Genomic DNA, 11328 nt, shown 5'->3' with positions numbered 1-11328 from the left:
GACCGGGGCGCGCGGCGCCGTGGACGCGCGGTCCCGGCTCACAGCGCCGTCAGGATGCGCGGTCCCTCGTCCGTGATCGCCACGGTGTGTTCGGTGTGGGCCGCGCGGGAGCCGTCCAGGGTGCGGATGGTCCAGCCGTCGCGTGCCGTGTAGTGGGCGTCGCGGCCGCCGCCGACGAGCATCGGTTCGATCGCGATCACCATGCCGTGCCGCAGCGGCACACCCCGGCCCGGGCGTCCCTCGTTGGGGATGCCCGGGTCCTCGTGCATCGTGCGGCCCACGCCGTGGCCGCCGAGGCCGTCGGGGATGCCGTAGCCGGCGCGGCGGCAGACCCGGCCGATCGCGTGCGCGATGTCGCCGACCCGGTTGCCGACGGTCGCCGCCGCGATCCCCGCCTCCAGCGCCTCGTACGCCGTGTCGACGAGCCGGGTGTCCTCGGGGCGGGCCCGGCCGACCGTGAAGCTCACGGCCGCGTCCCCGACCCAGCCGCCCAGGACGGCCCCGCAGTCCGCGCTGACCAGGTCGCCGTCGGCGAGCGGGGTGTCGTCCGGGATGCCGTGCACGATCGCGTCGTTCACCGAGAGGCAGAGCACCGCGGGGAAGGGCATCGGGGCCCACTCCGGGTGGTAGTCGAGGAAGGGCGATCCCGCCCCCGCCGCGGCCAGCACCTCCCGGGCCGCGCGGTCCAGTTCGGCCGGGGTGACGCCGGGCGCCGCCTTCTCCCGTACGGCCGCGAGGGCCTGGGCGACCACCCGGCCCGACTCGCGCATCGCCAGCAGGGTCGCATCCGTCTTGATCTCCATCATGCCAATTACTATACCGGTATTAGAATGGGTGACATGGTGCGCACCCCCCTCACCCCAGAAGAGCGCGAACGCGGCGAACGCCTCGGCACGCTGCTGCGCGAAGCCCGTGGCGGACGCTCGATGGCCGAGATCGCCGCGGCGGCCGGCCTCTCCGCCGAGACCCTCCGCAAGATCGAGACCGGCCGGGCGCCGACCCCCGCCTTCTTCACCGTCGCCGCCCTCGCCGGAGTGCTCGGCCTGTCGATGGACGAGCTGGTGATCCGCTGCGCGCTCGCCGCGGTGTAGGCCCTCCGCCGCGGCGTGCGTCGAGTGGACCCGCCGCGGCGGAGGGAGGACGCTGGAACCAAGCGTCCGGGTGTGCCGAGGGCGTACCGAACGGAGCCTCCTCCCGGTCGGGAAGGACCGCGTCATGCGCATGCTGCTGAAGGTTGAGATGGCCACCCCGGCCTCGAACGAGGCGATCAAGGCGGGCACCCTCCAGAAGACCATGGAGACCGCGCTCCAGAAACTGCGCCCCGAAGCCGCCTACTTCACCGTCGAGAACGGCTGCCGGACGGCGTACATCTTCTTCGACCTGATCGACCCGTCCGACCTGCCGATGATCTCGGAGCCGTTCTTCATCGGACTCGACGCCAAGGTCCACTACTCGCCGGTCATGAACCCGGAGGACCTGCGCAGGGGCCTGGCCGCCATCCAGCCCAAGGGCTGACCGCACCGAGCCGCCCCGCCCCCGTCCGTCCCCCCTCGCCCCGGTCCCTTCTCCGGGCTCTACGCGGACACCGCGAGCTGCGTCCTGCTGTGGCGCGGGTGCTCGATCTCGTCCAGGAGCGCGAGCGCGAGATCCGCGTGCGCGATCCGGCCCGGCCCGTCGAGCACCGTGCCCACCGCGGTCCGGTAGGAGCCGGTCCGCTCGGCCTCCGGGTCCAGGTCGAGCGTCGGCACGACCATCAGCCAGTCCAGCGCGCCCGCCTCGGCGGTCAGCAGCGCGAACTCGGCCACATGCCCCTGCGCGAACGCCCGCCAGGCGGCGGGGAAGTCCGGCGCGTCCATCAGGCGCGGGCCCGGGGCGGTCTCCAGCGTGGTGGCGATGCCGAGGGTGAGCAGCCGCTCCACCCCCGCCGCCGTCAGGCCGGTCACCAGGGCCCGGGCGGCGGCCGTGAAGAACTCCTCGGAGGGGACGTCCAGTCGGGCCGCCGCGTTCAGCGCGGCGTCGTGCCCCGCGGCGAGGGCCGCCACCGACTCCGCGTCGGTGGCGTCACCCCGTACGACGGTGACGCGGTCCCCGTCCAGATCCCGGTGCTTGGCCGGGTCCCGGACCACGGCCGTCACCCGGTGCCCGCGAGCCGCCGCCTCCGCGACGGCCGCCCGGTGGCCCAGTAGCAGATGCGTGGCCTGGGAGACCCTCAGCCACGCCGCCGATCCGACCCCTGCGTAGGCTCCCGGGCATGACGCCCGACACGATCCCCGACGAGCTGCGCCGCGGCCGCTACGTCAGCCTCACCACCTTCCGTAAGAACGGCACCGGGGTCGCCACCCCCGTCTGGTACGCGGTGGACGGCGACCGGCTGTACGCCTGGACCCGCACCGACTCCTGGAAGGTGAAGCGGCTGCGCCGCGACCCCCGGGTCGTGGCCGCCGTCTGCGACGTGCGCGGGAACATCGCCGAGGGGGCCGTCCGGGTGGAAGGCACGGCACGGCTGGTCACGGGGGAGGAGCTGCGCCGGGTGCGCCGGCTGCTCTCCCGCAAGTACACCTGGCAGTTCTGGGCCGTCGACTGGCCCGCGACCGTCGCCCGCCTCGGCAAGCGCCCCCACACCGGGATCGTCGTGAGCTTCCCGGGCGCCTGACCGAAAACTCTGCGTAGCCGTCCCGTAACACGACTGCGGTCCAATGCCGGGGACCGAAAGGCAGTGTAATGACGGTGCATCAACTTCCGGTGGAACTCGTCGCGTTCGCCGGCTGGCTCAGCGAGCTCGCCGGTCGGCTCCGGCCGGGCGAGGGCTGGTACGGGGTCTTCGCCGCCCGCGACCCGGAAGGCCTGCGCGCCTGCTTCGACGGTACGGAACTCCCGCCCTGGGACGTCGTCGCCTCCCTGCTCCAGGACCTCGGCGAACCGCCCGGCACCCCCCGCGCCGTCCGCGGCCGCGCCCTGCACGAGGCCGCGGCGGCCGCCCACGACCGTGCCCCGGACGCGGCGGAAACCCTCGCTGCCCGCCACCGCCTGACCCGGCAGGAGGCCGCCGAGGCCGAGACCCGCCTCCGTCACCTGGCCGCCACCCCGGGGCCCGCCCTGGCCTGGGCCCGCGACGATCTGACCCGGGCGCGGGCGCGGGTCGCGGAACTGGGGGCGAGGCTGGCGCGGGTGGAGGGGGCCGGGGGAGCCTCGGCGGCCCCGCTCGCGGCTCCGGCCCCGGCGCCTTCGGCGCCCCCGCCCAAGCGCCGCCCCCGTGGTGCCCGCTACGCGTGGCTCGACGCCCCCGAGGGTCCGGCGCAGGCCGCCGTCCCCGACCTGCCCGTAGGGGCCGCGGCCCCGCGCGGCGCGCGGTTCGGCGGCGCCCCGGCCGCCGAACCGGTGCCCGCGCCCGCGCCGGTCGTCGACCCCGGGCAGGCGGCCCGCGCCGCCGGGAACGCCGTCTACGCCCTGCGGCGGCTGCGCGCCCAGGGGCGGGGCGGCGACGCGCACGGGCTGCTGTGCGAGGCGCTCGCCGGGCCGCCCGCCTGGCTGCCCGTCCTGGCGGCCGAACTCCACCGCGCCGGTCTGGCCGCCGACTGGGCCACCCTGCTCTGGGAGGCCGCCTCGCTGCCCCCGGCCCGGCTGGCCGCCGTCGCGGGCGCCCTCGCCGACGCGGGCCGCCCCCAGGACTGCGACCAGCTCCTCCGCCAGGGCGTCGCCCGCCCGGTGGAGGAACTGGCCGGCGCCTGTGCCGTCCTGTTCGCCGAGGGGCGCGAACCCGAGGCGCGGGCCCTGCTCACCGCGTTCGTCCGCGCCCGCACCCCGGAGGACGCGGCCCGCCTGGCCGCCCTCGACCCCGCCACCCTCACGCCCCGCCTGCTCGCCGCCGCCCGCGCCGTCTCGCCGTCCCACGCGCGCGACCTGCTGCACGCGCTGCGGGTCGCCGGTCCGGCCTGAGGCGACGGGCCGTCGCGCCCGACGGCCGGCCGCGGAAGTCTCGCACAAGGGCGCGATCGGGCCGAAGTGGACGTGTCGGTACGTGTCCGATGTGGACCACTCGGGTATGAAACATGATCGACTCGGCCGGTTCACGGCAGTGGTCTTGCTCCGGGCTGTGACGGGGCTTACGTTCTCCTCCTACGCACCGCGTCTACGTGCGTAGAGGCTCTCTGACGCCGTGCCGAAGGAGCAGCTCATGACCGATGTCGTACGCGCCGCGCTCGTCCAGGCGACCTGGACCGGCGACACCGAATCCATGATCGCCAAGCATGAGGAACACGCCCGCGAGGCGGCCCGGCAGGGGGCGAAGGTCATCGGGTTCCAGGAGGTGTTCAACGCCCCGTACTTCTGCCAGGTGCAGGAGCCCGAGCACTACCGCTGGGCCGAGCCCGTGCCCGACGGGCCCACCGTGCGCCGGATGCGGGAGCTCGCCCGGGAGACCGGGATGGTGATCGTCGTCCCCGTCTTCGAGATCGAGGGCGCCGGGTTCTACTACAACACCGCCGCCGTCATCGACGCCGACGGGAGCTACCTCGGCAAGTACCGCAAGCACCACATCCCGCAGGTCAGGGGCTTCTGGGAGAAGTACTACTTCCGCCCGGGCAACATCGGCTGGCCCGTCTTCGACACCGCCGTCGGCCGCGTCGGCGTCTACATCTGCTACGACCGGCACTTCCCGGAGGGCTGGCGCCAACTCGGCTTGAACGGAGCCCAGTTGGTGTACAACCCGTCCGCCACCTCGCGCGGGCTCTCCGCCCACCTCTGGCAGCTCGAACAGCCCGCCGCCGCCGTCGCCAACGAGTACTTCGTCGCCGCCATCAACCGCGTCGGCCAGGAGGAGTACGGCGACAACGACTTCTACGGCACCAGCTACTTCGTCGATCCCCGCGGCCAGTTCGTCGGCGACGTCGCCTCCGACAAGGGCGAGGAACTCGTCGTCCGCGACCTCGACTTCGGCCTCATCGAACAGGTCCGGCAGCAGTGGGCCTTCTACCGGGACCGCCGCCCCGACGCCTACGACGGGCTGGTGCAGCCGTGAGCAGCCTCTACGCGCGCCACCGCGCCGTCATCCCCGACTGGGTCGCCCTCTACTACCGCGACCCCATCGAGCTCACCCACGGCGAGGGCCGCCACGTCTGGGACGCCGACGGCAACCGCTACCTCGACTTCTTCGGCGGCATCCTCACCACGATGACCGCCCACGCCCTCCCCGAGGTCACCAAGGCCGTCGCCGAACAGGCCGGGCGGATCATCCACTCCTCCACCCTCTACCTCAACCGCCCCATGGTGGAGCTCGCCGAACGGATCGCCACCCTCTCCGGCATCCCCGACGCCCGCGTCTTCTTCACCACCTCCGGCACCGAGGCCAACGACACCGCCCTGCTCCTCGCCACCGCGTACCGCCGCTCCTCCCAGATCCTGGCGATGCGCAACAGCTACCACGGGCGCTCCTTCTCCACCGTCGGCATCACCGGCAACCGCACCTGGTCGCCCACCGGCCTGTCCCCGTTGCAGACCCTTTACGTGCACGGCGGCGTCCGCAACCGCGGCCCCTACGCCCAGTACACCGACGAGCGGTTCGTCGACGCCTGCGTCGCCGACCTGGAAGACCTCCTCGGCCACACCCGCGACGTCGCCGCCCTCATCGCCGAACCCATCCAGGGCGTCGGCGGCTTCACCTCCCCGCCCGACGGCCTCTACGCCGCCTTCCGCCGCGTCCTCGACCGGCACGGCATCCTCTGGATCGCCGACGAGGTGCAGACGGGCTGGGGCCGCACCGGCGAGCACTTCTGGGGCTGGCAGGCGCACGGCCAGGCCGGACCGCCCGACATCCTCACCTTCGCCAAGGGCATCGGCAACGGCATGTCCATCGGCGGGGTCGTCGCCCGCGCCGAGATCATGAACTGCCTCGACGCCAACTCCATCTCCACCTTCGGCGGCTCGCCCGTCACCATGGCCGCCGGCCTCGCCAACCTCACGTACCTCCTCGAACACGACCTCCAGGGCAACGCCCGCCGCGTCGGCGGCCTCCTCATCGAACGGCTGCGGGCCGCCGCCGCGGGAGTGGAGTGCGTCCGCGAGGTCCGCGGCCGCGGCCTGATGATCGGCATCGAACTCACCGAGCCCGGCACCGACCGCGCCAACCCCGAAGCGGCCGGTGCCGTCCTGGAGGCCGCCCGCGCCGGGGGCCTGCTCCTCGGCAAGGGCGGCGGCCACAACACCAGCGCCCTGCGCGTCGCACCCCCGCTCTCCCTCACCGTCGCCGAGGCCGAGGAGGGCGCGGCCGTCCTCGAACACGCCCTCCGCTCGGTGTAGCCGCACCGCACGCCGCCCGCACGCCGCCCGAACGCACCAGACCGCGCCCGACCCGTTCGCAGGGGAGAAGTCCGTGAGCAGCACCCGTACTCTCATCCGGGGCGGTCTGGTGATCACCGCCGCCGACGAGCTCCACGCCGACGTGCTCATCGAGGACGGCCGGATCGTCGCCCTCGCCGCCCACGGCTCCGACATCGCCGCCGGCTGGACCGCCGGGCGGACCATCGACGCCACCGACCGCTACGTCATCCCGGGCGGCGTCGACGCCCACACCCACATGGAGCTCCCGTTCGGCGGCACCGCCGCCTCCGACACCTTCGAGACCGGCACCCGCGCCGCCGCCTGGGGCGGCACCACCACCATCGTCGACTTCGCCGTACAGAGCGTCGGCCACTCCCTGCGCGAAGGCCTCGACACCTGGTACGCCAAGGCCGACGGCGTCTGCGCCATCGACTACGCCTTCCACATGATCCTCTCCGACGTCGACGAGCACTCCCTGAAGGAGATGGACAAGCTGGTCCAGGAGGGCATCACGTCCTTCAAGCTCTTCATGGCCTACCCCGGCGTCTTCTACAGCGACGACGGAAAGATCCTGCGGGCCATGCAGCGCGCCTCCGGCAACGGCGGGTTGATCATGATGCACGCCGAGAACGGCATCGCCATCGACGTCCTGGTCGAGCAGGCCCTGGCCCGCGGCGAGACCGATCCCCGGTACCACGGGGAGGTCCGCAAGGCCCTGTTGGAGGCCGAGGCCACGCACCGGGCGATCCAGCTCGCCCGGGTGGCGGGATCCCCGCTGTACGTCGTCCACGTCTCGGCCGAGGAGGCCGTGGCCGAGCTGGCGTCGGCCCGCGACAAGGGCCTGCCGGTCTTCGGCGAGACCTGCCCGCAGTACCTGTTCCTGTCGACGGACAACCTGGCGGAGCCGGACTTCGAGGGCGCCAAGTACGTGTGCAGTACGCCCCTGAGGCCGAAGGAGCACCAGGCGGCGCTGTGGCGTGGCCTGCGCACCAACGACCTCCAGGTGGTCTCGACCGACCACTGCCCCTTCTGCTTCGTCGGGCAGAAGGACCTCGGCCGGGGCGACTTCTCCAAGATCCCCAACGGCCTGCCGGGCGTCGAGAACCGCATGGACCTGCTCCACCAGGCCGTCGTCGACGGGCACCTCACGCGCCGCCGCTGGATCGAGATCGCCTGCGCCACCCCCGCCCGCATGTTCGGCCTCTACCCGCAGAAGGGCACCATCGCCCCCGGCGCGGACGCGGACGTCGTCATCTACGACCCGCACGTCACACAGACGCTGTCCGCCGCCACCCACCACATGAACGTCGACTACTCGGCCTACGAGGGGAAGACGGTCACCGGCCAGGTCGAGACGGTCCTGTCCCGCGGCGAACCCGTCATCGACCGGCGCACATACGTCGGCCACGCCGGCCACGGCGCCTTCATCCCCCGCTCCACCTGCCAGTACCTGAACTAGGAGACCGCCCCGTGGACTTCGGACTCGTCCTGCAGACCGACCCGCCCGCCTCGCAGGTCGTCGGCCTGATGCGCCGGGCGGAACGCAACGGCTTCCGCTACGGCTGGACCTTCGACTCCGCCGTGCTCTGGCAGGAACCCTTCGTCATCTACAGCCAGATCCTCGCCCACACCACCAAGCTGCACATCGGCCCCATGGTCACCAACCCGGGTACGCGTACATGGGAGGTGACGGCCTCCACCTTCGCCACCCTCAACGACATGTACGGCAACCGGACGGTCTGCGGCATCGGCCGCGGCGACTCCGCCATGCGCGTCGCCGGCCGCAAACCCAACACCCTGGCCCGCCTCGGCGAGGCCATCGACGTCATCCGTGACCTCGCGGAGGGCCGGGAGGCGGAGGTCGACGGCAGCGCGATCCGGCTCCCTTGGGTACGGGACGGGAAACTGCCCGTCTGGATGGCCGCGTACGGCCCCAGAGCCCTCGCCCTCGCCGGGCAGAAGGCCGACGGCTTCATCCTCCAGCTCGCCGACCCGTTCCTCACCGAGTGGATGGTCAAGGCCGTCCGCCAGGCCGCCACCGACGCCGGCCGCGACCCCGACGCCCTCACCATCTGCGTCGCCGCCCCCGCCTACGTCACGGCCGACGACTCGCCCGAAGCCCTGGCGCACGCCCGCGACCAGTGCCGGTGGTTCGGCGGGATGGTCGGCAACCACGTCGCCGACCTGGTGTCCAAGTACGGCGAGCACTCGTCGATGGTCCCCGAGGAGTTGACGGCGTACATCAAGGACCGGCAGGGCTACGACTACTCCCACCACGGCCGCGCCGACAACCCCGACACCGCCTTCGTCCCCGACGAGATCGTCGACCGCTTCTGCCTCCTCGGCCCCGCCGAGACCCACATCGAGAAGCTCCGCCACCTGAAGAGCCTGGGTGTCGACCAGTTCGCCGTCTACGACATGCACGACAACAGGGAGGGCACCATCGACGCGTACGGCTCCGAGGTCATCCCCGCCCTCAACGCCTGAACCGGCCCTCCCGCATGGCCCTTTCGGACTCCTCTGCCGGTCTGTCACTGCACGTGAGTGGGGTCATGCTTGCTGTCGGGTGCGAGCGGTTCCATGGGCCGGGCCGGTCGCCGTGGTCGCCGGCGGTGTGGTGCGGGGCCAGGTCCAGGCGTATCGGAGGATCAGGGCGAGGACGATCAGTTCCAGTGCGACGCCGAGGCCGTAGAAGTACGTCCAGGACTCGCCCACCGCGTTGAATGCCGCGAAGGGGACCTGTACCGAGGCCACGATGAGGTTCGTGAGGCGGTTCGCCCGGGCGGGCAGCGTCATGGACAGCACGATCATGAGGATCGGGATCGCCATGAGCAGGAGGAAGGTGGTCAACAGCGTCTGGCTGATGTGGAACTCCCAGACGATGCCGCCCTTGATGTCGTCGATGACGCCGGGCTTGAAGAAGGCGAGGATGTCCACGTAGACGTACAGGAACATGAAGCTTGTCCACGCTGCGGCGAGCTTGGCTCTCACCGGGATCCGCTGGCTTTCCAGTACGGTCGTGGTGGGTCGACGCGTTCCCATCGTAGGCTCCGTCCGTTGTTGTCGTGAGGACTGGTAGGCCCACGATCGCTGAGCCCGGCGGCGGGCACATCGACGTCGAGGCCGGACCCGCCTCGGCCGTTGGGAGGGGCGGCGTCTCGTTCTTTCGGCCGGTCCCCGGCGCCTCGGCGGCACCCTAGGCTGGGTGTGTGACCACCAACGCCCTGAGCTCGCTGTGGGCCGAGCCCCGCGCCACGGACGCTCCCGAACGGGTGCCGCGCGACTGGGTGCTGGTCGGGGTGCTGATGGTGACGGCGCTGCTCGAAGGAGTCCTCCGGGACGATGTCGCCTGGCGGCCGTTTGCGACGATCGTGGCGGTCGGATTCGCGCCGGTGCTGCTGTGGCGGCGTACTCACCCCTTGGCCTGTGTCCTGGTGGCCTTCGGCACCGCGATGGCGTTGGGACTGGCTCGCCTGCTGGGCGGGGCCCCGAGTGTGGGCCTCGACACGATGGTCTACTTCCTGGTGTTCGTCTACGCGCTGGTCCGCTGGGGCTCAGGGCGCGAGGTCGCCATCGGGCTGGCGGTGGTGGCGGTCGCTGCGGGAATCGGTACGGTCGCCGACTACACCGGGCCGGCCGGCGTCATCGGCGGGTTCGCCGTCCTGGTGGCGGCGGCGGCGGGCGGAGCGGCGTTCCGCTACCGCGCCGAGAGCTGGCGCCGGGCGTTGGAGCAGAGCCGCAGCCAGGAGCGGGTCGGTCTCGCGCGCGAGCTGCATGACATCGTCGCCCACCACGTCTCGGCGATCGCCGTGCAGGCGCAGGCAGGCCGGGCGATGGCCGGACAGCGACCTGAAGCGGCGCTCGAGGCGCTGGTGGTCATCGAAAGGGAAGCGTCGCGGACGCTCGCGGAGATGCGGGCGATGGTCCGGGTGCTGCGCGACGGAGCGCCGGCGGAGTGCGCCCCCCAGCCCGGCGTCGCTGACCTGGTGTCCCTCTCCCGACGCGCCCCGGTCCCGGTCGTCGACGTAGAGTTGCCGGATGGCATGGAAGAACTTCCGCCCCAGGTCGACGCGGCGGTCTACCGGCTGGCGCAAGAGGCGCTGACCAACGCCCTGCGGCACGCCCGCAACGCCTCGCGTGTGGAGATCCGGGTCGTAGTGGGCGAGGGAAGGCTGCGACTACGCGTGACCGACGACGGACAGATCGACCCGGCACGGCCGGTGAACCACGGCTTCGGGCTGCTGGGGATGACCGAGCGCGTGCAGCTGCTCGGCGGCACGCTGCGTGCCGGGCCGGCGCCCGAGGGCGGGTGGACGGTCGAGGCCGAGATGCCGACGAAGGTACGCCGATGACGGTACGTGTGCTGGTGGCCGACGACCAGGATCTGGTGCGCACCGGTCTGTCGATGATCCTTGACGCGCAGCCCGACATCGAGGTCGTCGGCCAGGCCGCCGACGGCCACGCAGCCGTCGAGCTGGCGCAGCGGCTCCGCCCCGACGTGTGCCTGGTCGACATCCAGATGCCCGGGCTCGACGGCATCGAGGTGACCAAGCTCCTCGCAGGGCGGGGCGTCCCGGACCCGATCGCGGTAGTGGTGATCACGACATTCGACCTCGACGAGTACGTCCACGGCGCGCTCCGGGCCGGCGCCCGAGGCTTTCTGCTCAAGGACGCCGGGCCGGCGCTGCTCGTCCAGGCCGTCCATGCCGCCGCCGTCGGCGATGCCCTGATCGCGCCGAACATCACCCGGCGGCTGCTGGCCACCCTGGCCGCCAGGGAACCGTCGAGCCGACGGACCCAACCGGTCGAGCCGCTCACCGAACGCGAGGAGGAGGTGCTGACGCTGGTCGCCCGTGGCCGCACGAACGCCGAGATCGCCGCCGAGCTGTTCATCGGCTTGACGACCGCCAAGACCCACGTCGCCAGCCTGCTGACCAAAATCGGCGCCCGAAACAGGGTGGAGATCGCGATGTGGGCGTACGACACCGGCCGGGTGGGGACCTGAATCGGCAA

13 protein-coding genes are annotated in these 11328 nt (G+C 72.4%); 10 read left to right on the top strand and 3 right to left on the bottom strand.

Going from position 1 to position 11328, the window contains the following annotated elements; genetic code table 11:
* Window positions 1–38: 38 nt before the first annotated feature.
* Complete coding sequence (gene map / locus ACZ3ZE_RS10420; protein ID WP_361622820.1) at window positions 39–806, bottom strand: type I methionyl aminopeptidase; 768 nt, start codon at window positions 804–806, stop codon at window positions 39–41.
* A gap of 33 nt (window positions 807–839) precedes the next feature.
* Here map and ACZ3ZE_RS10415 point away from each other — a divergent pair, with 33 nt between their 5' ends.
* Window positions 840–1091 carry a helix-turn-helix domain-containing protein gene (locus ACZ3ZE_RS10415; protein ID WP_361174780.1) on the top strand — a complete coding sequence of 84 codons (252 nt, stop codon included), beginning with the start codon at window positions 840–842 and terminating at the stop codon, window positions 1089–1091.
* Between the two features lie 124 nt (window positions 1092–1215).
* Window positions 1216–1515 (top strand): hypothetical protein, encoded by a 300-nt coding sequence (locus ACZ3ZE_RS10410; RefSeq protein ID WP_361174777.1) that lies wholly within the window; start codon window positions 1216–1218, stop codon window positions 1513–1515.
* A gap of 59 nt (window positions 1516–1574) precedes the next feature.
* Here ACZ3ZE_RS10410 and ACZ3ZE_RS10405 read toward each other — a convergent pair whose 3' ends face one another.
* Window positions 1575–2183, bottom strand: coding sequence for an NAD(P)-dependent oxidoreductase (locus ACZ3ZE_RS10405; RefSeq protein ID WP_363290948.1), 609 nt, complete (start codon window positions 2181–2183; stop codon window positions 1575–1577).
* 68 nt (window positions 2184–2251) lie between these two features.
* Between ACZ3ZE_RS10405 and ACZ3ZE_RS10400 the strand changes: the two genes are divergently transcribed.
* The 6 genes from ACZ3ZE_RS10400 to ACZ3ZE_RS10375 all read left to right on the top strand — a co-directional run bounded on the left by ACZ3ZE_RS10400 (window position 2252) and on the right by ACZ3ZE_RS10375 (window position 8802).
* Complete coding sequence (locus tag ACZ3ZE_RS10400) at window positions 2252–2653, top strand: PPOX class F420-dependent oxidoreductase (RefSeq protein WP_361174774.1); 402 nt, start codon at window positions 2252–2254, stop codon at window positions 2651–2653.
* 68 nt (window positions 2654–2721) lie between these two features.
* Entirely contained in the window at window positions 2722–3936 is a 1215-nt protein-coding gene (locus tag ACZ3ZE_RS10395; RefSeq protein ID WP_467258377.1) for a UL36 very large tegument protein, read from the top strand.
* A gap of 238 nt (window positions 3937–4174) precedes the next feature.
* Window positions 4175–5017 (top strand): nitrilase-related carbon-nitrogen hydrolase, encoded by an 843-nt coding sequence (locus tag ACZ3ZE_RS10390; protein ID WP_361174768.1) that lies wholly within the window; start codon window positions 4175–4177, stop codon window positions 5015–5017.
* Window positions 5014–6294, top strand: coding sequence for an aspartate aminotransferase family protein (locus ACZ3ZE_RS10385; RefSeq protein ID WP_467258374.1), 1281 nt, complete (start codon window positions 5014–5016; stop codon window positions 6292–6294). Before ACZ3ZE_RS10390 ends, ACZ3ZE_RS10385 begins: the two co-directional genes overlap by 4 nt.
* Window positions 6295–6367: 73 nt before the next feature.
* Window positions 6368–7774, top strand: a complete 1407-nt coding sequence (gene hydA / locus ACZ3ZE_RS10380) for a dihydropyrimidinase (protein ID WP_361174761.1) — start codon at window positions 6368–6370, stop codon at window positions 7772–7774.
* An 11-nt stretch (window positions 7775–7785) separates the two neighbouring features.
* Complete coding sequence (locus ACZ3ZE_RS10375) at window positions 7786–8802, top strand: TIGR03842 family LLM class F420-dependent oxidoreductase (RefSeq protein WP_361174758.1); 1017 nt, start codon at window positions 7786–7788, stop codon at window positions 8800–8802.
* Window positions 8803–8865: 63 nt separating this feature from the next.
* Here ACZ3ZE_RS10375 and ACZ3ZE_RS10370 read toward each other — a convergent pair whose 3' ends face one another.
* Window positions 8866–9357 carry a DUF6326 family protein gene (locus tag ACZ3ZE_RS10370; protein WP_361622808.1) on the bottom strand — a complete coding sequence of 164 codons (492 nt, stop codon included), beginning with the start codon at window positions 9355–9357 and terminating at the stop codon, window positions 8866–8868.
* A gap of 167 nt (window positions 9358–9524) precedes the next feature.
* Here ACZ3ZE_RS10370 and ACZ3ZE_RS10365 point away from each other — a divergent pair, with 167 nt between their 5' ends.
* Window positions 9525–10667, top strand: coding sequence for a sensor histidine kinase (locus tag ACZ3ZE_RS10365; protein ID WP_467258371.1), 1143 nt, complete (start codon window positions 9525–9527; stop codon window positions 10665–10667).
* Window positions 10664–11320 carry a response regulator transcription factor gene (locus ACZ3ZE_RS10360; protein WP_361174749.1) on the top strand — a complete coding sequence of 219 codons (657 nt, stop codon included), beginning with the start codon at window positions 10664–10666 and terminating at the stop codon, window positions 11318–11320. The genes ACZ3ZE_RS10365 and ACZ3ZE_RS10360 overlap by 4 nt, the downstream gene beginning before the upstream one ends.
* Window positions 11321–11328: the final 8 nt, after the last annotated feature.

The organism is Streptomyces sp. NPDC023157 (assembly GCF_055560575.1).
The sequence above is the reverse complement of the archived record's forward strand: the minus strand, read 5'-3'. Positions and strand labels throughout refer to the sequence as shown.